This is a genomic window from Bacillus sp. FJAT-25509 (assembly GCF_001420605.1).
GTDB lineage: Bacteria > Bacillota > Bacilli > Bacillales > Bacillaceae_G > Gottfriedia.
Map to the genome: position 1 here is coordinate 159066 of NZ_LJIZ01000016.1, position 22447 is coordinate 181512.

The following is a 22447-nucleotide window of genomic DNA, read 5'->3' on the forward strand; positions in this document are numbered from 1 at the left end:
CTCATCACCCCAATGCATTTTCTAAGTCATTTAATAAATCATCAATATGTTCAATTCCCACTGATAAACGTAATGTATGGTCATCTAGACCAAGCTTTCTTTTAAATTCTTCTGGCATCTCTGAATGAGTTTGTGTATGTGGATACGTAATTAACGATTCGACTCCACCTAAACTTTCTGCGAATGTAATGACTTTTACGCTTCCTAAAACCTGTTCTACTAAACTTAACTCCTTCACTTTAAATGAAATCATTGCACCAAATCCAGTTGCCTGTTCTTTAATAATTGAATACCCTTTATGCGTTGGTAATCCTACATAATATACTTCAGTAACATTTGGATGATTTTCTAAAAACTTCGCAAGTACAATCGCATTTTTTTGACTGTATTCCATGCGTAAATGCAATGTTTTAATTCCTCTTAAGATTAACCAAGAGTCAAATGGAGCTAATGTTGCACCTGTTGATTTTTGATAATAGCGAATTCGTTCATTTGTATATTCTGAATTCGTTACGACGAAGCCAGCTAGTGTATCATTATGGCCACCTAAATACTTTGTTCCACTATGAACAACTACATCTGCCCCTAATTCAATTGGTCTAAAGAAATAAGGAGTTAAAAATGTATTATCGACAATTACAATAATATCTCGTTTTTTTGCAATCTCTACTACTCTTTTTAAATCAGTTACTTTCATCATTGGATTTGAAGGTGTCTCAATAAAAATTCCTTTTGTGTTCGGTTTAAGTGCATCAAGAATATGTTCAATTTCAGTCGTATCAACAAAATTATGCTCAAGTCCATATGGCGAATAAATTTCTTCGAATAAGCGATATGTACCACCGTATAAATCATCTGAAACAATTAGGTGATCACCCTTTTTAAATAAGCTTAATACTGCAGTAACTGCTGCATTTCCTGTTGCGAATGCAACGCCATAATTTGCACTTTCTAATTTTGCAACAGTATTTTCGACTTCTTCTCGTGTTGGATTTTGTAATCTTGCATAATCATATCCAGTTGACTGATGTAGACCTGCATGCTTAAATGTAGCTGATTGATAAATTGGATAACTAATTGCACCAGTTAATGGATCATACCCTTTGCTACCATGAACAGCTACCGTTTCAATCGATTTTTTATTCGTGTTTAAAGCCTCTTTTGTGTTAGTCATTATAAATCCCCCATTTTAGTCAAATAAAAAAACCACTTCCTAAAAAATAAGAAGTGGTTATGTCTGTAAAATAAACATATCGCTCTTATCTTCCAGGTTTTTCACCTGCAGGATTTAGCACTTTCTAGTATTTACTAGAGTTGCCGGGTTTCGTCGGGCCAGTCCCTCCACCGCTCTTGATAAGATTATTAAATTATATTGTTAGTATATTAAAAACTCTGATAATTATCAATCGTTTTTTTTGAATTATTTAATAATTAACTCTTACTTCCATTCTTCAGGTAATAAACTTTGATAAAGTGAACTCTTATATCGATCATCAATTAGTAATAAAGTCCCTTCATCTGATTCAGAACGGATAACTCTTCCACCCGCTTGCATTACTTTATTCATACCTGGAAAGACATATGCATAATAATACCCATTTTTTCCAACCGAATTAAAATGCTCCTTTAAAATATTTCTTTCTAAACAAATCTGTGGCAATCCTACACCCACTACTACTACACCGTTTAAGCGATCCCCCTTTAAATCGATCCCTTCAGAGAATATTCCACCTAATACAGCAAACCCAACCAAAGTTTCCTCATTTAGACTATCAAACTGTAAAAGGAACTCCTCTCGTTCAATTTCAGACATACCATTTTCTTGAACGATTGTCTTTATGTTAGGGTTTTTCTCTTTAAATAAATCAACACTTTGAATTAAATATTGATATGACGGATAAAAAACTAAATAATTACCTTTTCTTTTCGTAATTTCTTTATAGACAGAATCAATTAATCTTTCTAAATTTCTTTCACGATCTTGGTATCGAGTTGAAAGAGGATCAATTGTTACTTCCAGTTGTTCTCTATGAAAAGGAGAATCGATTGAAATTGTATAATCTCGACTTTGATCACCAAGCATATCTTGAAAATATTGTATTGGCGTTAAAGTAGCCGAAAAATAAATTGTAGAGCGAAATCTTTTTATGACGTCATTCACTACTTTAGAAGGATCAAGGCAAAATAACTTTAAATGTACTTCACTTTTATATAGTTCATAGTAGCATACATAATTTTCATCAAAAAACTCCGCAATTTTGACGAAGTTGAGTGACTCAAAATATGTATCAAGTTGAAGTTGTTTATTTTCGTCCTCTTCCATTTCCTGTAATTTTATTTCTACGATTTCATTGAATGTATGTAGAAGTTCTAGTAAATCACCATCTATTTCCTTTGAAACTGGGGTTACAACGTCCTTCCATTTTTTTCTTAATTCAATAAATCGCTTATTTATTTCATTTATTATGTCATAAAGTTCATCTTTTAAATTTTTATATCTATTTTTCAACTCTAAAAATTTAGATTTGAATAGACTCGCAGAATACATTTCTCTTGCACGATCAACAAGATTATGAGCTTCATCAATTAATAAAACCGAACTTCGTTTATGTTCATCAAATAATCGTTTTAACGAAACTCTAGGATCAAAAATATAATTTACATCGCAAATAATCGCATCGGAAGAATTTAATAAATCTAAAGAGTATTCAAATGGACATACTGTATGTTTGCGGGCATATTCTTCTATTTTCTCCCTAGTTAACGATTTTTCCGATGAAAGAATATCAAGAACAGCATCATTTATTCGGTCATAATAACCATTAGCAAATTCACAATAATCCTTTTGACACATCGTCTCTTCTTTAAAACAGATTTTATCTTTTGCTGTAATCGTCGTACACTTTATACAAAGTCCTTGATCTGTCATTAGCTTAAATGCTTCTTCAGCAACAGTCCTAGTAATCGTCTTAGAAGTTAAGTAAAACATTCGATTTATACTATTCTCACCAATACTTTTAACTGTCGGAAAAATAGTCGAAACCGTTTTGCCAATTCCGGTTGGGGCTACCGCAAATAAATTATTACCTTCTTGAATTGTTTGATATACCGCACCTGCTAACTTTCTTTGACCTTTTCTAAAAGAAGGAAAGGGAAAATTTAATTCTTTTATTGTCTGATTCCTTGTTTCAATATGATCGTATTTCCATTTTGCAAAAGGATAATAAATTTCCAGCATTTTGTATAAGTAATTTGTTAATTCATCTTTTGTAAATAAGAGGTCGAAGCTTATTTTTTGCTCGGTTAAAATATTAATATATGTAAGTCTAAGTGTAATTTTTTCAAGTTGTAATTCTTCACAAATAAAATATCCATAAACTTTTGCTTGAGCCCAATGAACAGGATATGAATTTTCATTTATTTCATTTAAATCCTTCATTGTTGATTTAATTTCTTCTATTATATATTGACCATCATTAAATAATAATCCATCACAACGGCCTTCTATCTGAAACACCAACTGATCCAATGTAATGTTGCCGGATATAGATCGTTCTTTTACATCCTGTTCACCATATTCTCTTTGGATTTTTTGGTGTGCCTTTGTTCCTTCAATTAATGAAACCGAACTTTTATATGTTACATTGATACTTCCCGCTGTATGAGCATACTCAACTAGCGTTCGAACTGATACCTTTATACAATTCTCCAAGTGAGTACCCTCCTTTTTTTACATTTTATCATAATTCTTCTTTCTTGATTAAGAATGAACGGTAACAATAAAAAAGTTCAAGTTAAACTAACTTGAACTTTTAGAGATCAGGATGCACTATTTAACTAGCAATATAAAACTTGAATATTATATTTTCTGTAAAATTGTAATAATCTCTCCACGTCATCCTTTATTGCTTCTAGTGGCACTACAATGGCTTGCATACTTGTTAAGTAAATGTAAAAGTAATTCTTCGTGCTTTTTATTTCAACTATATCATCCCACTTTATTTCATGAACACTTGATTGTGTAATTTCTTTGATCCCATTCTCATCTACCTTTAGAGAATGTTCACCGAATAAGGATTCATCGTTCTTTTCAGTTAAATGCTTAATCATTTTGTTTTTTGATGACCGGTAGAAATACTTTGGAAAATAAATGAACCAAACAATGGCTGCTAACGAAAAGGCAAGTAAATAACCAAATAGTGGTTGTTTGAAAAGAAAGGAAATTAAAAATGGTATTACTAAATAGATTAAACTCACAGCAATTCGTTGATTTATTAACGACTTTTGAACAGTTTTTGAGTGTTTTAAATGATGTAAATTAAATTCAATATAATCATCCAAATTAATTTCATAACTAAGTTTCATACTTAACCTCCATTTTCACAAAAATATTAATTCACTATTATTTTAACATTAGAAAAAATTAGAAAATGAAGATATTTTATCTACTTATATTAAGTTGACTTTTCAAGATTCATAGAATTAATTCTTATATTAAGAATTCGTAATAATTCATTTCTAAAGTTCTAATTTAAAATTTTCTGCATAAAAATGGTTGTCCTAACTGTAAATCACAAAAATTGTGACAAATAAGCTCGGCTGCAAATAAGTCATAGAGAGTCGCAATTAAATGGAGAAATCTTGCAATTAAACAGTGGACTGCAAATAAAATCTGAGTATCGCAATTAAAATTGGCGAAATGGCAATTAAAACCCTAAGAATCGCAATTTAATTTAAAAAGTACCCATACCAGTTAAGGTATTATCACCTAAAAAAACATACAAAAGCAGATCATTTCAAATGAAAAACTTGCAATATGGCTTGTATCTAATAAAAACTTGATAAGAGCCTGCAGAAATATCTAATAAAGTTCAATTAGATCAATTGCAAACGAAAAAAAGCCGTTTAAATACCCCCATCCTTAGCACAAGTACATTTTTCAATAAAAAAAGGACCGCTCATTCGTCAGTTAACCTGACTTTTGAGGCAGCCCCAATCTAAACAACACAGATCAATTATGCTCCATCATTAATGAAGCTATATTGCGCCATGTATAGCTTATAATAATGTCCTTTTAAAGCTAATAATTCTTCATGTGTACCGCTTTCCTCGACATTTCCGTTTCCAATTACCATAATTTTGTCGCAGTCACGAATTGTCGATAATCGGTGGGCAATAACAAATGAAGTACGACCTTCTAATAGCTTTTCAATACCATTTTGGACAAGCTTCTCAGTATGAGTATCGATATTCGAAGTAGCTTCATCTAAAATCAAAATTCTAGGATCAGCTAGTAGAGCTCGAGCAAACGAGATTAATTGTCTTTGACCTAATGAAAGTCTTGAGCCCCTCTCGTTTACATCTGTCTTATACCCATCCTCCATTTTAATGATAAAGTCATGAGCATGAACTGCTTTAGCTGCGGCAATTACTTCTTCATCTGTAGCATTTAATTTACCGTATCGAATATTTTCCATAATCGATGTTGAGAATAGGAAAGTATCTTGTAGCATAATTCCCATTTGACTTCTAAAAGATTCTAAATCTACTTTTTTAATATCATTTCCATCAACTAAAACTTCACCTTTTAAAGGATCATAGAATCTGCTTAAAAGTGAAACAATCGTCGTTTTCCCTGCACCTGTTGCACCTACTAATGCAATTTTTTCACCTGGATTTATTGTGAAATTTATATTTTTTAATACTGTAGAGTTTTCATCATAACCAAAAGTTACATTTCTAAATTGAACTTCACCATTGATTCGTCCAATTGGTGGTGCATTTTCTTCACTAATAATTTCTGGATCAATATCCATAATGTCAAAAATACGATCAGCTGCCGAGAAGTTTGATATTAATGTATTATAGAAGTTTGATAAGTTCATAATTGGACGCCAGAACATCCCAATATACATTGAAAATGCGATTAATGTTCCAACTTCAATTTCTTGACTAGTTACAAGCTTATATCCAACATAAAATACAATTACAGTACCAACACCCCAAGAAAGCTCAACTAATGGCCAAAAGAAGTCATTCATTTTTACTGCTTTCATGAATGATCCCATTAATTCAGATACCTTTTCTTTGAAATCTTTTTCTTTATCTTTTTCTTTCGCAAAGGATTGAACTACTTTTATTCCTGAAAAATCTTCATGTATAAACGCGATTAAATTTGAACGTTTCTTTCGGTAATCATCCCATCTTTTACGTGCACGTGTTTCAATATAAAACATTGCAGCTGCTAAAAATGGAAGAATTGATACTGATGCGATTGCAAGTTTAACATTTAAGATAAACATTACAACTGTAACGCAAACTAAGCTTAGTAATTCCGGAATTAATGTTTGAATACTTTGGTTGAATAAATTTTGGAGAGCACTAATATCCCCCATTACACGAGCTAAAATTTTTCCTACTGGACGATTATCAAAAAACGTAAATGATAGTTTTTGAATATGTGTGTAAAGCTCATGACGAATATTTACTAAAATATTATTCGTAACGGAGCTAATCATCGTCCAACGTGTTTTTGAAGCAATCATTGCTAAGAAATTTAGTGCTAATAATACAGCTCCAATTATGATGAGCCCTTTTACATCGTGATTCTTAATATTTGTATCAATCGCTACCTTTAATAAATATGGGTTTAATATCCCAATTACCATTACAAATAACATTAAACAAATAACGGTAAATGTTTTTAATTTATAAGGTTTTAAATAAGTCCCGAGCCTAAGAATAAGCTCGGTTTTACTCCTATTTAGTTGGTCTTCATCACGATTAATCGTATTTTGTGCCATTAGACCACCCCGCTTTCTACTGTTTCAAAATCTTTGAATTGTTCTTCGTAGACTTCAAAGTATCTACCCTTTTTATCTAGTAATTGTTTATGATTTCCTTTTTCAACTATTTCTCCATTTTCAACAAATAGAATGACATCGGCATTTTTTACTGCTGAAATACGGTGTGCAATTATAAATGTTGTACTATGTGAGAAACGTTTATTTAAATTGTGTAATAATTCATACTCCGTTTCCATATCTAATGCAGAAGTTGCATCATCTAAAATTAAGATTGGAGCATTTCTTAATAATGCGCGGGCAATTGATATACGTTGTTTTTGGCCACCAGATAAACCAATTCCTCGTTCACCAATTTCCGTGTTGAATCCTTCTTCTAGCTCTTCAATAAAGTCTAGACAACATGCAATACGGCAAGCCTCACGGATTTCATCCATAGTAGCATCTGGGTTTCCTAGTTTTACATTATTTTCAATCGTATCTGAGAAAAGGAATGTATCCTGAGAAACTAGAGACATATTTTTACGTAAAGATGTTAAATTAAAATCTTTAACATTAACGCCATCTACTAGTACTTCTCCCTCAGCCACATCGTATGAGCGACCAATTAAATGAAGAATTGAGGATTTTCCGGCACCCGTCGTTCCCATAATGGCTACTTTACTACCGCTTGGAATATATAGATTAATATCTTTTAAGACAATTTCATCATTGTATTTAAAGCTTACATTTTTATATTCCACTGAACCGTCAACAAGATTAGGTGTATATGCTCCTTCTTTGTTTTCAATTTGAGTTTTACGATCTAAAATTTCAAAAATCTTCTTCGCAGAAGCTTGGTTTTTAGAAAGTACATCTGTTAACCAGCCTAACATTCTCATCGGCCAAATTAAGTTCCAAATATATCCACTAAATGCAACTAGTTCACCGAGTGTCATATTATTTTTTAAAACGAAATATCCACCGATAATAATCATTGCTACAAGCGCAATATTTGTTAAAAATTCAATATTAGGAAAATATTTACGCATTGTTTTAGCTTGAGCCATATTTAAATCATAATATCCACGATTCATTTTCAAAAATTTCAACGTCTCATGCTTTTCCCTAGCAAATGCTTTAACTAATCTTACACCCGCAATATTTTGTTGAGCTGTTGTATTTATTTCAGCTGTATGGTCACTTATTTTTCCGTAACCTTTATTAAGTAAGCGATTTAAACGCGTCCCCATATATCCAATTGGGATCATAATTGCTAAACAGATTAATGCCAACTTCCAATTAATTACAAATAAGATAACTGTACTAAGAGTAAAATAAATAATATTTTCAACAAATAATCTTAGTCCAAACGCAATTGTTTGCCAGATGTTTTCCACATCTTCGTTAATTCTCGAAAGTAATTCACCCGTGTTCATCGAGTCAAAATACTTAAACTCAAAACTTTGAATATGCTTGAACATATCATTTTTAATATCCTCATGTACCTTTGAACTTACTAAGTCATATAAATATTCTTTTACATATCCAAAAATTGATTTAATGATTGTGACACCTATAATACCGCAAATAACTGGAACTACGACTGATGCTTTTCCTTTCGTAATACCGTCATCGATTAGAATCATTTGTAAATAAGGAATTAAATGATCCACACCTATTACTAAAACCATTGAAATTGAACCAATAATAAATGAAAGCTTATGTCTAAAGACATATTTTAAAATTCGAGACAAAATTATACCTCCCTTGTATCAATTAACCTAACTCTACGCAACCCTCCACTTTTTTTGACAACAAAAAGACCATGGGAATATTTTCCATACCCCATGGCCATAAAGAAACGTTTCGCCCAAAAACAAACATAAAAGAATCGTTTATTTTTGGCACAAAAAAGCCATGGGTAATATAAACCCATGGCTAGATCGTCAATTGAAATCTAAGTTTCAACGTGGTCCGTCCTGCGTAGAGATAGGGTTCATAATCATTATGAAATTTTGTAATGCTTTTGAGTTTAATTTTCTTTCAATCATCATGTTAACCTACCTCCTTCTTATTTGATATTCTTATCATATACGAGTGTACAATAAAATGTCAAACTATTTTTAATAAATTAAATTATTTAACTTTATAAACAATTGCTTCATACGGTCTTAAGTTGCTATTCACACCTGTTAAACTTGAATCTTTATAATTACTTAAAAGTATACTTACTTCATCATAGTGCTCACTATGACTAAATTTTGATTCCTCATTTGTAAAGTTAGCTACAATTAATAATTTCTCATCATTATACTGTCTTATATAAGCAAATACTTTTTCATCCTTTTCAGCAAGCATTTCAAAATAACCATAAACAATAGCAGGATTTTCTTTTCGCAATTGGATTAACTGGCGATAATGATGAAAAATTGAATCTGGATCGTTTATCGATTGTTCAACATTTATTTTAGTAAAATTTGGATTTACTGTTAACCAAGGGTTTCCTTTTGTAAAACCTCCATACTTTTCTGCATTCCATTGCATTGGAGTACGTGCATTGTCTCTACCTTTTGTATAAATCGACTCCATTATGTCTTCATGCTTATATCCTTTTGAAATACGGTCATTATACATATTTTTCGTTTCAATATCGTCATATTCATCAATGCTTTCAAATCGAATATTTGTCATCCCAATTTCTTCACCTTGATAAATATAAGGTGTACCTTGCATTAAATGAAGGATTGTAGCAAGCATTTTCGCACTTTCAATACGGTATTCCTGATCATTACCCCATCTAGAAACAATTCGTGGTAAATCATGATTGTTCCAGAACAAGCTATTCCAAGCCTTTCCATCGAGCTGAGTTTGCCACTTATTAAAAACTTCTTTTAGATCCAACAAATTTAATGGCTTTAAATCCCATTTTTCTTTACCTTCTTGTTGATCAAGACCGATATGCTCAAATTGAAAGATCATACTTAATTCATTTCGAGCAGGATCTGAATAAAGCTTTGCAATTTCTGGAGTTGCCCCCCAAGTTTCACCAACAGTTAGTACATCATGATTACCAAAAGTCATTTTATTCATCTCTTGTAAGTATTCATGTAGCTTTGGACCATTTGCTGTAATCTCTTGATCAGGAATCTTTCCAATTAAATCAATTACATCCATTCGGAACCCACCAATTCCTTTATCAAGCCAAAAGTTCATCATATTATATACTTCTTCGTGGACTTTTGGATTCTCCCAGTTTAAATCTGGCTGCCTTTTACTAAATAAATGCAAGAAGTATTGTCCAGTTTGTTTATCATATTCCCAAGCACTGCCACTGAATACAGAAGGAATGTCATTTGGTTCACTTCCATTTACAGGATTTCTCCAAACATAATAGTCTCTAAATGGGTTATCTTTGCTCTTTCGAGATTCTATAAACCACGGATGCTCATCAGATGTATGGTTCACAACTAAATCCATTACAATTTTAATCCCTCGATTATTCGCTTCAGAAATTAATTTATCCATATCATTCATCGTACCAAACTCTTCCATGATGTCACAATAATCACTAATATCGTAACCATTATCATCATTAGGAGATTTATATACAGGACTTAACCAAATAACATCTATTCCTAAAAGCTTTAAATAATCAAGCTTTTCGATTATGCCTTTTAAATCACCGATTCCATCAGCGTTACTATCCATAAAACTTCTAGGATATATTTGATAAACTACACTATTATGCCACCATTTTTTCTCCATTTGAATTGCCTCCTAGATTATGTATAAACCTTAAAAACTAAAAAATTTAATTGTGATTTCTTCTAAATAAAATAATATGGTATGTGAAATTTCAAACCATCCAAAGCCTTTTGTTAAAATCGTGCAATCGTGTGCATGTTTTAGCAGTAAAAGTGTCCTTGTTTTTTCTTCATATACCCTGTTTAACCGCTTACATTTTCTATTTTAACAAGATTGTTCATTAATGCAAACATTTACATTTTTCTATATTAATAATGTTTAAAAGTTAATCTAGCTTTAATTCAATATCAGACTTTGACTTAATTAAAATAAAACTATTTTTTTCCTATTTTTATTAGATAGGACAAGCAATCTCTTCATAATATATAAGGCTATGTATTTTCTAAATATTGTTGGGGGGAGAAAGTTGTTAAAGCGCTGTTTTATTTTTTCCATAGTACTTCTATTATTTTTGAGCACTTCTTTTATTCAGTCTATCGCCGCAGAAACAAAACCTGTTTCACAATTTATCATTATTAATAAGTCGATTAATAGATTAGCTTTTTATGAGAATGGTAAATTGGTAAAAATTTTTAAAGTTGCAACCGGTAAGAGCCAGGATTTAACTCCTGAAGGCAAGTTTAAAATCGTCGTTAAAATTGTTAATCGACCTTATTATAAAGAGAATATTCCTGGTGGTGATCCGAGGAATCCACTTGGTAATAGGTGGCTCGGTTTAAATGCTAGAGGGACATGGGGTACAACCTATGCAATCCACGGTAATAATAATCCAAGTTCTATTGGAACTTATGCTAGTCATGGTTGTGTACGAATGTATGATGAAGAAGTAGAATGGTTATTTGATCGTGTACAGAAAAATACGACTGTTTTAATCACTTCATCAAACATGTCATTTCAAGACATCGCAGTTTCAAATCATTTATTTGATGATGATTCAGGAACGGTTGTTGTAACAAAACCAACGGATATTCCTACTAGTTTACAACTTGGAAGTGTAGGATCAGAGGTTGAATGGCTGCAGGATACATTAACAAAATTAGGCTACTCTACAAATGGGGTCGATGGCTACTTTGCTGAAGGCACAGATCAGGCAGTAAGAGCATTTCAACAAGATAATGGATTAACTAGTGATGGAGTTGTTGGTGCTGGTACAAAAAAATTATTATTAGACAAACTCCAAGAAAATAAACGTGAGTCAGTCTCGGCTTATTTTTATACATTTACATTAAAGAAAAATGTAAAAACGAATGGTGAAGACCGATTTGATAGTCAATTAAATGGGGTTCAAAAATTAAATTATTAAACGATTAGAGGGTGTCCAGAAGTCTAACTTTTTAATGGAACCCTTGTTTTTTTATAATGGAAATATGATATGAAATAAATCTTAGCTACAAATAAGGAGTTCATTTATCCAAATAAGGATGAAATATCGCAAATAAATATAAAAATCACCTATACCAGTTAAGGTATTATGACCTAATACTTGTACAATAGCAGATCCTTTCTAATGGAAAACTAGCAAATATGCTCGCTCTTAGAATAAAAATTTACTATTTTTATATGATAAAGAGCCATTTTATCAACTTAAAAATAAAATCACCTTTGAAATACAACGTACAAAAAGGGGTGTCCCATGAGACAGCCCCTTTTACTTTTTACTTAGTTAAATATAAGTACAATAATTTCATCGTATTTTCCATTGCATTATAATGCGTTCTTTCCATACCATGAGATGCATGTACCCCTGGTCCAATTAGCGCTCCACGAATATCTTGTCCCCCGCGTAAAGCAGCAACTGTATCAGAACCGTACATCGGATAGATATCTACTGCATAGCTAAGCTCATTTTCTTTTGCTAAGTTGACTAAATCAGTTGTCATATTGTAATCATATGGTCCACCAGAGTCTTTTGCACATATTGAGACATCATATTCAGTACAGCTTAAATCATCTCCAATACAACCCATGTCTACTGAAATTAATTCAGTAATATCAGATGGGATATAAGAAGAGCCATGTCCAACTTCTTCATACGTTGAAATAAATAATTTTGTTGTATATGTAGGTACAATTTTTTCCCTTTTAAATAATTCAAGTAAACCAATTAAACATGCCACACTTGCTTTATCATCAATAAATCTTGATTTTATAAATCCGCTTTCAGTAATTGTCGTTTTCGGGTCGAAGAATATAAAGTCTCCTGGGCTAATTCCAAGATTTAATACATCTTCTTTTGACTTAACGCATTCATCAATTCGAACTTCCATGTTTTCTGGGTCGCGTTTTTTTGTTTTACTGTCTTCGAAAACATGAATTGATGGACTTGTAGATAAAAATGTTCCTGTATAAATTTTTCCTTCACGCGTTCTAATTTGGCAATATTCACTATCAAGTGTTGGTACGATTGGTCCACCAATAATTGTAAATTTTAAAGTACCTTTGCTAGTAATTGATCGGACCATTGCCCCTAATGTATCAACATGTGCTGATAATCCGATGACTTGCTCATTGCTTTTACCAGGAATTGTGATCACGCCACAACCTTTATTAGTTGTTTCAAATTCATACCCTAAACTATTTGTCCAAGACTGAATTAATTCCATAATTTCAAAGCAAAAACCACTTGGGCTATTAAACTCTAGTAATTGTTTAGCGGTTTGTAGCACATATTCTTTGTCAATTTTAATATTCATAGATTTTCCCCTTCAATTTTGAAATTTTCATGCAATTCTCAACGTATTTATCATACAGTTATTTGTGTTTGTTATCAATAATACATAATCCTGCTTTAACATGTTTGGCGTATTGCACTTTGATTATTCTCATATAGATGATGTATATCGTATTTTAAATGAGGTGAAAATGTGTATTTTTTCAAACCGATTACTGAAGAGGTCCGATTGTTTCAACTAAAATTCACTAAACAAAATAAAACCAAGAAATTTATATTAGCCTCTATTTTTGCTTGTATTGCTGCACTTTTTCAAGCTGCAGGTGGCCTATTACCAGGTATTGGATTATTTTTAAGTCCAATCGCCACTGCACCTATTCTATTATGTTCCATGTTTTCCATTACAGATGGAATTAAGGCCTATTTTCTAACTATCATGTTGTTATTCATCTTACAGCCAACTGAACTTATTGTCTTTCCTTTTACAACAGGATTATTGGGATTTGGTATAGGCTTGGCTTTTCACTTTTTTAAAAAGAGATTATCAATCATTGCAACTGGAGCGACACTTTTAATGTTAGGTATTATGAGTCTATTATTTCTTTTCCACTTTCCGGTCTTAGGTCCGGGATTTTCTGATTCTTTTTCAATCTATACCGTTCTAATTATTTTTTTATTTTCATTTCTTTATTGCTGGTTATGGGTTGAAATTACTTTAATTATTTTTAAAAGATTGGCTCCGTTGAATTAACAACTATCTAATTAGACAAATTGGCAAGTTGTTAAACTAAACTGGCATTTGGTTCAAACTAATTACATAAGAAAACGTTAAAAATCCCTTCAGCTAAAATTGAAGGGATTCATTTTATTTTTGATTCGGCTTAAGCTGCTGCCTGTAGGTCAAACACCACAAATCGCTCTACCCTTATTTTTTATCTTTCTAATCTATGTACTCGATATCATTATTTTGACACCATGCGATCGCTAAGTCTTTATAGCGTCTGTCGCGATAGCTATACCAATCCATTTCAATATTAAATTCTATAACTGTATCTTTAAATTTTCTAAATGCGCCTTTACCTTCGATTGCTATAAGTAATATTTTTTGTACTTTCACATCTTTAACAGTTAAACAAAAGTCTTTAACCATTTTATATTCATCAATTTCATATTTTGAAGGCAATTCCTTATAGTCCTCATAATTTTCCACAATTTCATTTGCGATTTCTAAATTTTCTATCTGCCAATCTTGTAAATCATCCATAGTTTTTTCATCTTCGGCATCTATAAGATCGTCTTCAGAAACCGAAAAAACTTCACCTGTTCTTATCTTAACAAATGAACGATAACCTTCAAAATGCATTTCCATTTCTTCAATGATATCTTTTATCTTTACTTTATTTGTCATGTAGAATCCCCTCTCTATTTTAGATTAGACAAATTAGTTGTATTACCCAAATAATTATACTTGTTAGTTCTATATATGAATGCCCTTTCCTTCTAAAAAACACTCTAAAATAAAAAATTGGAGCTTTAAAAAGCTCCATTCAGATTATCATAGGTTGATCAGTTTATTCAATTGTACATATTTTAAATATGTTGTTATTTATACACTACATAAGTATTAGCTAATTTATCATGTAATGCTGTTTTCCTATTTGAAAAAGCAATCATTATATAGCCAATTAATAAAATGAAAGCGGATACAACTTGAGCTAACCAACGACTAATTGCATCAAATACGGATAACTTACTACCATCTTTATTGATTACTTTAATGCCAACTGTGACCTTTCCGATCGTACCTTGCAATTTTGTAGCTGGCAAAAGCATCAAGTAAATAATACCGATGAGATCAATGAGTAGGTTGTATGTAATATTTGTGTTAGTAAAGAAATTAAGAAGCAACGGACTTAAAATGAAACCTAATAAAATAATGATACAATAATCAATTATATATGCGCATAATCTAATCCAAAATCCTGCATATTTAAATTCCAACATTGACTCCCCCTAAAACGTAACAAGTTTACTATGAAATCTGTTTTTACTATTAAAATAATTATATCTGTCTATACATATTCTGTAACTTGGGGTAATTTGCCTTTTTTTCAATCAAATTTTAACATTACTATGCAACTTAACTGACTGTTTGTTGTAGTAAAAAAATGGAAACAGCACCTTTTAGTTAGGTAGTGCTGTTCCCATTTTTTCTTTCATTTATAAATTAAGAGCAATGTTACGACAGTTCATAACTAAAAAACCTTTGAATATATTGTTGTTATGTCGTTTAAATTTATTTTGATTAGGAGTGATTAAGTAATTATGAAGCAAAATATGCGTGTCCTTATTTCGGGTGCAAGCATTGCAGGGCCAGCACTTGCTTACTGGCTTCATCGCTTTGGTTTCGAGGTGACTGTAGTCGAAAGAGCTCCAACGTTACGCAAAGGGGGATTTGCTGTCGATATCCGTGGCGCAGCAATTTCTGTTCTTGATCGAATGGGTATTCTTGATCAAGTTCGTGCACTAGATACTCATTTGACTGGAGTTTACTTCGTGAATGACAAAGGTAAAATTAAAGGTAAAATTAGTGAAGCAAGTATGGGTAATCAGCACGGGATGGATATCGAAACTATGCGTGAGAATCTTAGTAATATTTTGTTCGATCTGACCAAGGATAAAGTTACATATATTTGGGGCGATTCAATTTCATCTATTCATGAATCTATATCAGGGGTAGAAGTTCAATATACTTACGGGAAACCAGATACATTCGATCTAGTAATAGGGGCTGATGGTATCCATTCCAACGTGCGTACGTTAAAATTTGGTGACGAAGATCAATTTAAACGTACTCTCGGTTGTTATATCTCAATTTTTGAATTTGAGAATTATCTTAATCTCAACCACTCTCAAATTCTTTATACGGTTCCAGGGAAAACCGTTGGAATGTATAGCGCAAATGACAACAAGGAAGCAAAGGGCATGTTATTGTTCCAATCCGAGCCACTGAATTACGACCGTTACAATACGGAAGAACAAAAAAATCTAATTAAAAATGCTTTCGAGGAACTAGAGGGTTGGGAAACACCAAACTTGCTTCAAAAATTGATTACATCTACAGACTTTTATTTTGATGAAATTTGTCAGATTCACATGCCGACATGGTCAAATGGTCGGATTACTTTAGTAGGTGATGCTGCTTATTGTCCATCCCCTCTTTCAGGTCAAGGTACTAGCCTGGCTCTTGTCGGCGCATATGTACTTGCAGGAGAACTAAAAGCTAATAATGGTGATTACAAAAAAGCCTTCATTTCCTATGAAAAAGAGATGAGAAATTTTGTTGAAAAAAATCAAAAAATAGGGCTTTTATCTGCTGGAGGTATGATCGAAAAATCAAACTTCAAAATTTTATTACGCAATGCCATGTTACGTATTCCCATCTTAATGAATGGAATGTTTAAAATGATTACGAGAATGATTGCAAAAGCTGCCAACGAAATAGAACTGAAAGATTATTAAACTATTTTATTAATATAAATCATGAATTAATAAGTTCAATAAAAGAAACAACGCTCAGATTATATTCTGAGCGTTGTTTCTTTTAATTAATATCAAAACTGCCCTTATTTAATTAATCAAATTCTGCTTCTAATACATAATTTCCTATTTCTGCTGGGAATTGAAATACTCTTGAGTCATCTAAATCAAGTTCAGTTCGTTTACTAATTTTTAATACGTTTGTTTAATTAGAAAAATATTCTTCATTTTTCTTTTTTAAAATCCATTTCCCATCAACACTAACATATTTATAGTGCCTTGGAATTTTTTGTAAATCTGATGAATTTTTCGTTACAACTTCAATGTCATAATATCTTTTTCGAATTAGTGTAAAGTTCCCATTATCGGCGTCGTTATATCTACTAATCTTCTTAATTTTTTTTACTTTTCCTTTAACACCTGTTTCTTTTTCAAATAATTCAATAGACTTTTTTGACAACTGACTTGTCATTTCTTTTGTAAAGTAGCTTCGAGTTTCATATGATTTATATGTATTTTGAATGACTATGAACACTAAAATTAGTGCGATTATTGTTGTAATTAAGGCAGTTACTGATACTACATAAGTTACTTTAAAATATTTCTGAAGCAAATAAAAATACCCATAATAAGGTAAAAATACAATTCCTATAGGTATTCCTACGTAGAAAATTGATAAAAATAAAGTTTGATAGAACAAATCAACAACCTTTAAAGGATCTGTAAGAAATATCAAGAGAACGCTTAATAAAAAAGGGATGCTATATAGAACAAAAAACCTCTTTGTAAGATAATTTGGAATCGAAAATCTAGATGATAATTGCATTAATATTCCTCCGAAAAAAAGCATATGTAATCTAAAAAACTGCTTAATCTTTTGTTTGGGTCCCATTCTTTATCAATAAAAATATTATTGGCAGTTTTAATACTAGTTAGAATTTGTTCCATTAGTAGTTGTATAACTCAAAAAAGAAATTTTGTATTAGTTGCTCTGCTAAATAGTATCCAAATGAAAAAAACTGCTTAATTTTAATAAAAAGAAATATCTTCTTTTATTTTAAATTTAAGTATTCCCTCTTCATCAACAGATTTTATAGTAATTAAAAGATTACCTGAATAGCCACCTTCAAAATACCCAATAACTGATTTTGTATGTAATTTACCTTTATTGTCTTTATAATGAAGATTCATTGAGCTCTCTCCAACATTCTTAGATGGATTTATGTTTAGTTTATAGTCCTTATTTGAAGCAATTTTAGGTATCTTTATATCAGATTTTAGATTATTATAGGTCAAATATATTCCTGTTATATTTCTATTTGTTTGATTTTTTATTTTAATATCAAATCCACTATGAAAAAGAAAATAACCTTTTATCCCTACAATCCCAGTTATTAAAATCGCTATTACAATTAAGGTTTTTTTCATGTTTCCCCCTAATGATTAAAATTAGAAATTTTCGCCATTTCTATTTCATTAAATTATAACATCCTTTATTCAACTCTCCTGCCTTTTATTGCATAAAAAGAATCCTTTAATCATGTTTCGATTAACCGGAAGCAAGCTTTCTTTCTATCTGGTGAACCTTTAAAAATCTATGACTATATTAATTCTTTTTCAATAAATCATAGAATAAATAATATTAAAGTTCTAAAAATAATTTTACAAAAGATTAATTAGATGAGGGGGGAAATTTTGAAAATAGTAAAAAGAACAACTTTAATAGTAGTTTGCATTTTAGGATCCATTATTTTACTTTTTGCCTCTTCTTTTGCATTTTTAAATCTTGTTAAAATCAACGTTAATAAACCGACTTCACCGCTGTCAGCTGGAATAAGGGGTGTGAATTGGGCGGATGAGCGCGACAATTTTGTTGATGGAGTCATTTATGTAAGTGGACTGACCAAAAATGATACATACGATTCTGCCAAAGTAGTAGGCCGGCAAATTATTGGGCAGATGTTCAATAAAACTGGTGCTAACACAGTCAGACTTCCTATTAATGAAGCTACTGTCGCAAATTATTGGGGTACTTATACCGGGGCCATTGATGCGGCGTTAGAGAGAGGTAAAGTGATTTTTTGCTATTGGCCACCGAAAAATGGAAAACCTGAAGATCTCAAAAAATTTTATAGCATGTGGAGTACTGTTATCAAAAAATACGGAAATAACCCAAACATTTATTTTGAACCGATTAATGAGCCCTACGGCTATAATACTAAAGATTTACGTAATCTCTATAATGATTGGCTAACAAGTTTCAATGTTCCGAAGAAGAATGTAATTCTTGATGGAATTGGTTTGGCCGCACTTTATATTAATCCATTAGGAGATGACAAACGACTTGACGGTACAATGCTTGCCGTACACTGCTATGCGTTTTATGCGGGATATGTACATATTAATTCCCTCACAGAAACTGGATGGTCCAATATTTTAACAATCGAAATTGGAAAATACTCCGATCGTGCCATCATTACTGAATGGGGAGCACCAATGAAAAGCGGCTTGGATTATTCGCTAAAAAAGAGCAAGAATGAAATTAACTACGTACGTGCAATGAGCAAAAAAATTAATACGATTGGAACAGGAAGTGTTTATTGGCCAGGTTTGCGGGACGGAGATTTTTATAGTTTGATGGAGAAAAAAGTCACCAACAAGCAAATCACTCTAAAGGTAACAAATCCATCCGGCCTTAAAAAATTGCAAGAATCTTGGGGTATGCCTGATAACTAATTTGAAGAAGACCTCTCATCGCTTGTTGAGAGGTCATTTTCAGTTGATCTCATTTTCAATTAAAATTTCTTTTAATGAAGATATATTATAATCGTCTGCTTAAATAATATAAAAATTCTTTGTAGTTTCTCATAGATGAAATTGATACCAGAAACATATTCAAAAGACTTCTATTTTTCGCTTTTCTAAAAACAAGAAAAAAATTTTTTAAGACAATTCCTACTTGAAAACCTTGCTATTTCAACGTTTTTTCAACTGGGACACTTCACGTCCACAGGGTAGGTAAAGTCCCTGGTGAAATGATGGAACGAACGTAGTATAGTGGGTTTAGGAGGTGTTTCTAATGCAAATTTTAATCTGTAAAGAATGCGAAGAAACTATTGAGTACGCGGAGTATAAAAAAGTTGTGAAAATCTATTCAACTTGCGAAAACTGCAAAAACGAAGCAGCAACTTCAACTGCAAAATAACATATAGCAAATACAACACGCCAATTTTATTATCAAGACCATACCTAAAAAATACTTAACTTTTAAAGGTTTAACAAAATATCAGTTAATATAAAATGATAAAAAGGATCTTACAAGAAGATCCTTTTTATCTTTATTTGGTCAAACTTCCACATACTAAATTCTGATGGTCAATAATTAGAATTCTTAAATGCATTTAAAATAGGAAGTTCGGGTGGATTAAGTTCTGATGGAAGGTCATCAAAACTAAAAAAGCATAGCTCTAGAACTTCGCTTTCTTCTTTCTCTAATTGACCTGTATATTCAGTACATATATAAGTCGTAATTACATTATATACCTCATCTCCATGAGGATATTTATAATAAAATTCTTTTCCAGAAAAAATGTTAAAAAACTCAAGGTTTAATGCTGTTAAACCAGTTTCTTCTTTCAATTCTCTTTTAGCCACTTCTTCTAGGTTCTCTCCCAACTCTAATGCTCCACCAGGTAATCCCCAGGTCTTATTATCTTTTCTTAATTGTAATAATACCCTCTTTTGTGAATCTAGTAGGATAACATTTGCGCCAGCCATTAAAATAGGTCGGCTTCCTACAATTTTTCTTAAGTCCATAATATAGCCCATTGATTTTCTCCCCAATATACGATGATTATGTTTTATTCAACTGTATCAAACAATTCTATTTTATTCCACTTATCTGACAATTACTTAGAAGAAAATAGCTATATGCTAAGAATACTAACTTTGGCAAACAATCTTTTTTGTTTAAGCAAGGACTTTATTCCTTTGAAATAAAACAATAATTATCACCTAAAAAAACAACCACTGGAGTGTATACTTTCCTCCGTGGTTGTTAATAACCTCATAAAAGCAAACCGATTAAACGTCACGGTACAATTTCAAAAATTGTTCCCATGTTTAAATCAGTCACTTTCATAGATCCATAAACTCCTAAATACATTTTTGTTTGATTTAAATTCGTACCCAAACCTACATAATAGGCAGATTGAGATCCAAAGTCATATTCTGTTTGAATCTCACTGAAATCACTTTGTTTACCATCCGGTCTTACTTTCGTATAAGCTAAAACTCCTTTAGGCTGTCCTTGTGATCCCTTTCTTAGCATATCTGTAAACAAAACGCTCCCAGTTAAACTAGGTATATAATTCCCCAAATATGCCTGGACACCTGTAAGTGCAGTCCCTGAAAATTTATCGGGTCGTGGATCTTTATGAAAATAGCTAGTTAAAGGTTGTAAACGGCTCGCTGAAAGTGTTACTGATTCATTGTAATAAGCTATTGTTTTCTCTTCTATGTCGGAATTTTCAGTGCAGGGTCTTATTGTCGAAGTAGGAAATGCACCTTCCCAACCTCGCCAGCCGAAGTTAATAAATCCTTCCATGTCAAGTTCAGAATTATTGATCGAACTTTGGACTAACTGGGAAACTGGTAATGGTTTATAATAACCAAATGCAAAAAGCGATTCGACCAAGTCTTGCCCGACATTTCCAATATATTTAATATATTGACTATAAAATCTTTGATATGAAATACCCGCAATATTGCGAACCCCTTTAGCCATTACCGTGAGCGTTTCCTGAATCGATGTTGGAAGTTCATTAAAACGTGTGACAATAGGGGAATCGTTGATGAATGTATCTTTTCCTACATCAATTTCAATTATTTTACCCGCGATTTCCAAATTGTCTTGGCTTAAGTTAAATGGATCATAGCCTGATCCACCATCTCCAGTAGTTAAAATAAGTTTTCCTGTTTCAGGTGAAAAGTTTAAAGTATTAAGACCATTATGATTCATGAATGGTCTTTTAATATTAAGTAAAGTCCGTCGTTTTTGTGGCTGACCATTTGATTGGAGAACCCATTCTTCAACTGTATTAATATGTTCGTATTGAGTTTCCCTATTAATCCATTTTAAGTTTAATGTTTTTGGATCACACGGGTTTGGATTAAATGGTTTAGAAAGCGCACCTGGACCCCCGGAACCAGCAACTGAATAATAAAGATAAAACAATCCATTATGATAAAAATTAGGATGAAATGCTAGCCCAAGCAATCCGCGTTCATCATAGCCACCAGACTCACCTAATTTTAATACACGAGGGCGTATATCTAAAAATGTCCTGACCTCTCCATTTCCTATGTAAAAGATCTCTCCTACTTGTGTTGCAATAAATAGTCTTTCAACTGAATCACCGGGAAGAATAGTTGTTTTCATAACAGTTGGTAAATTAATCTTACTAACAACGGGACGTAAATTGACTTTTAACAACGATCAATACACCTCCTTCATATTATTTTCTTCTATAAAATTATGATGGGAATAGCTCTATTAGTACCGAAATTCTTTTCTAATAGTACGTTGAAAGACTTTTAATGATTCAAATAGAATGATAGTTTCTTTTAGTCTTTATTGTTAAAATAAAGGGCATATACCTGTACATATTTCTTACCAATATGTCTT

18 protein-coding genes and 1 riboswitch are annotated in these 22447 nt (G+C 31.8%); of the genes, 5 read left to right on the top strand and 13 right to left on the bottom strand.

The features are described 5' to 3' along the window. Nucleotides 1-4: 4 nt before the first annotated feature. The 6 genes from AN960_RS10045 to AN960_RS10070 form a co-directional block, all read right to left on the bottom strand. Entirely contained in the window at nt 5-1174 is a 1170-nt protein-coding gene (locus AN960_RS10045) for a trans-sulfuration enzyme family protein (RefSeq protein WP_056470468.1), read from the bottom strand. A gap of 82 nt (nt 1175-1256) precedes the next feature. Then, nucleotides 1257-1360: riboswitch (SAM riboswitch) on the bottom strand. Nucleotides 1361-1438: 78 nt separating this feature from the next. Next, nucleotides 1439-3712 (bottom strand): ATP-dependent DNA helicase, encoded by a 2274-nt coding sequence (locus AN960_RS10050; RefSeq protein WP_056470471.1) that lies wholly within the window; start codon nt 3710-3712, stop codon nt 1439-1441. Between the two features lie 125 nt (nt 3713-3837). After that, nucleotides 3838-4365: a YcxB family protein gene (locus AN960_RS10055; RefSeq protein WP_056470474.1), complete on the bottom strand. Its 528-nt coding sequence runs from the start codon at nt 4363-4365 to the stop codon at nt 3838-3840. Nucleotides 4366-5015: 650 nt separating this feature from the next. Then, on the bottom strand, nt 5016-6803 hold the full coding sequence (locus AN960_RS10060) for an ABC transporter ATP-binding protein (RefSeq protein WP_056470476.1): 1788 nt from the start codon (nt 6801-6803) through the stop codon (nt 5016-5018). Then, nucleotides 6803-8539, bottom strand: coding sequence for an ABC transporter ATP-binding protein (locus AN960_RS10065; RefSeq protein WP_056470479.1), 1737 nt, complete (start codon nt 8537-8539; stop codon nt 6803-6805). The genes AN960_RS10060 and AN960_RS10065 overlap by 1 nt, the downstream gene beginning before the upstream one ends. 382 nt (nt 8540-8921) lie before the next feature. Then, nucleotides 8922-10550 (bottom strand): glycoside hydrolase family 13 protein, encoded by a 1629-nt coding sequence (locus AN960_RS10070; RefSeq protein ID WP_056470482.1) that lies wholly within the window; start codon nt 10548-10550, stop codon nt 8922-8924. A 406-nt stretch (nt 10551-10956) separates the two neighbouring features. On the opposite strand from AN960_RS10070, the gene AN960_RS10075 reads away from it, so the two are divergent. Next, on the top strand, nt 10957-11853 hold the full coding sequence (locus AN960_RS10075) for a L,D-transpeptidase family protein (RefSeq protein WP_286131685.1): 897 nt from the start codon (nt 10957-10959) through the stop codon (nt 11851-11853). Nucleotides 11854-12205: 352 nt separating this feature from the next. On the opposite strand, the gene AN960_RS10080 is transcribed toward AN960_RS10075, so the two are convergent. Continuing rightward, nucleotides 12206-13243, bottom strand: coding sequence for a M42 family metallopeptidase (locus AN960_RS10080; protein WP_056470485.1), 1038 nt, complete (start codon nt 13241-13243; stop codon nt 12206-12208). Nucleotides 13244-13450: 207 nt separating this feature from the next. Between AN960_RS10080 and AN960_RS10085 the strand changes: the two genes are divergently transcribed. Beyond that, on the top strand, nt 13451-13972 hold the full coding sequence (locus AN960_RS10085; RefSeq protein WP_353611580.1) for a hypothetical protein: 522 nt from the start codon (nt 13451-13453) through the stop codon (nt 13970-13972). Between the two features lie 189 nt (nt 13973-14161). Here the strand turns inward: AN960_RS10085 and AN960_RS10090 are convergent, their stop codons facing one another. Then, on the bottom strand, nt 14162-14629 hold the full coding sequence (locus tag AN960_RS10090) for a UPF0158 family protein (RefSeq protein ID WP_056470491.1): 468 nt from the start codon (nt 14627-14629) through the stop codon (nt 14162-14164). A gap of 194 nt (nt 14630-14823) precedes the next feature. After that, nucleotides 14824-15225 carry an RDD family protein gene (locus AN960_RS10095; protein ID WP_056470493.1) on the bottom strand — a complete coding sequence of 134 codons (402 nt, stop codon included), beginning with the start codon at nt 15223-15225 and terminating at the stop codon, nt 14824-14826. A 321-nt stretch (nt 15226-15546) separates the two neighbouring features. On the opposite strand from AN960_RS10095, the gene AN960_RS10100 reads away from it, so the two are divergent. Continuing rightward, nucleotides 15547-16743 carry an FAD-dependent monooxygenase gene (locus AN960_RS10100; RefSeq protein WP_056470497.1) on the top strand — a complete coding sequence of 399 codons (1197 nt, stop codon included), beginning with the start codon at nt 15547-15549 and terminating at the stop codon, nt 16741-16743. Nucleotides 16744-16966: 223 nt separating this feature from the next. Here the strand turns inward: AN960_RS10100 and AN960_RS10105 are convergent, their stop codons facing one another. Together AN960_RS10105 and AN960_RS10110 are read right to left on the bottom strand one after the other, a co-directional pair. Then, nucleotides 16967-17587, bottom strand: a complete 621-nt coding sequence (locus AN960_RS10105; RefSeq protein ID WP_056470500.1) for a hypothetical protein — start codon at nt 17585-17587, stop codon at nt 16967-16969. A 203-nt stretch (nt 17588-17790) separates the two neighbouring features. After that, on the bottom strand, nt 17791-18189 hold the full coding sequence (locus AN960_RS10110) for a hypothetical protein (RefSeq protein ID WP_056470503.1): 399 nt from the start codon (nt 18187-18189) through the stop codon (nt 17791-17793). Between the two features lie 267 nt (nt 18190-18456). Here AN960_RS10110 and AN960_RS10115 point away from each other — a divergent pair, with 267 nt between their 5' ends. Both AN960_RS10115 and AN960_RS24435 read left to right on the top strand, forming a co-directional pair. Next, on the top strand, nt 18457-19497 hold the full coding sequence (locus AN960_RS10115; protein ID WP_056470505.1) for a glycoside hydrolase family 5 protein: 1041 nt from the start codon (nt 18457-18459) through the stop codon (nt 19495-19497). 343 nt (nt 19498-19840) lie between these two features. Beyond that, nucleotides 19841-19966 carry a GapA-binding peptide SR1P gene (locus AN960_RS24435; protein ID WP_098428711.1) on the top strand — a complete coding sequence of 42 codons (126 nt, stop codon included), beginning with the start codon at nt 19841-19843 and terminating at the stop codon, nt 19964-19966. Nucleotides 19967-20136: 170 nt separating this feature from the next. Here AN960_RS24435 and AN960_RS10120 read toward each other — a convergent pair whose 3' ends face one another. Further along, a complete protein-coding gene (locus AN960_RS10120; protein WP_056470508.1) occupies nt 20137-20589 on the bottom strand; it encodes an NUDIX hydrolase in 453 nt (150 codons plus the stop codon). Between the two features lie 262 nt (nt 20590-20851). Then, nucleotides 20852-22201, bottom strand: a complete 1350-nt coding sequence (locus tag AN960_RS10125) for a PQQ-dependent sugar dehydrogenase (protein ID WP_056471160.1) — start codon at nt 22199-22201, stop codon at nt 20852-20854. Between the last annotated feature and the right edge of the window lie 246 nt (nt 22202-22447).

Excerpts from the sequence above, each read along its gene's own strand:
- AN960_RS10045 (WP_056470468.1), bottom strand. The coding sequence starts at position 1,174 with ATGACTAACACAAAAGAGGCTTTAAACACGAATAAAAAATCGATTGAA.
- AN960_RS10055 (WP_056470474.1), bottom strand. The coding sequence starts at position 4,365 with ATGAAACTTAGTTATGAAATTAATTTGGATGATTATATTGAATTTAAT.
- AN960_RS10060 (WP_056470476.1), bottom strand. The coding sequence starts at position 6,803 with ATGGCACAAAATACGATTAATCGTGATGAAGACCAACTAAATAGGAGT.
- AN960_RS10070 (WP_056470482.1), bottom strand. The coding sequence starts at position 10,550 with ATGGAGAAAAAATGGTGGCATAATAGTGTAGTTTATCAAATATATCCT.
- AN960_RS10080 (WP_056470485.1), bottom strand. The coding sequence starts at position 13,243 with ATGAATATTAAAATTGACAAAGAATATGTGCTACAAACCGCTAAACAA.
- AN960_RS10090 (WP_056470491.1), bottom strand. The coding sequence starts at position 14,629 with ATGACAAATAAAGTAAAGATAAAAGATATCATTGAAGAAATGGAAATG.
- AN960_RS10095 (WP_056470493.1), bottom strand. The coding sequence starts at position 15,225 with ATGTTGGAATTTAAATATGCAGGATTTTGGATTAGATTATGCGCATAT.
- AN960_RS10100 (WP_056470497.1), top strand. The coding sequence starts at position 15,547 with ATGAAGCAAAATATGCGTGTCCTTATTTCGGGTGCAAGCATTGCAGGG.
- AN960_RS10105 (WP_056470500.1), bottom strand. The coding sequence starts at position 17,587 with ATGCAATTATCATCTAGATTTTCGATTCCAAATTATCTTACAAAGAGG.
- AN960_RS10110 (WP_056470503.1), bottom strand. The coding sequence starts at position 18,189 with ATGAAAAAAACCTTAATTGTAATAGCGATTTTAATAACTGGGATTGTA.
- AN960_RS24435 (WP_098428711.1), top strand. The coding sequence starts at position 19,841 with ATGCAAATTTTAATCTGTAAAGAATGCGAAGAAACTATTGAGTACGCG.
- AN960_RS10120 (WP_056470508.1), bottom strand. The coding sequence starts at position 20,589 with ATGGGCTATATTATGGACTTAAGAAAAATTGTAGGAAGCCGACCTATT.
- AN960_RS10125 (WP_056471160.1), bottom strand. The coding sequence starts at position 22,201 with ATGAAAACAACTATTCTTCCCGGTGATTCAGTTGAAAGACTATTTATT.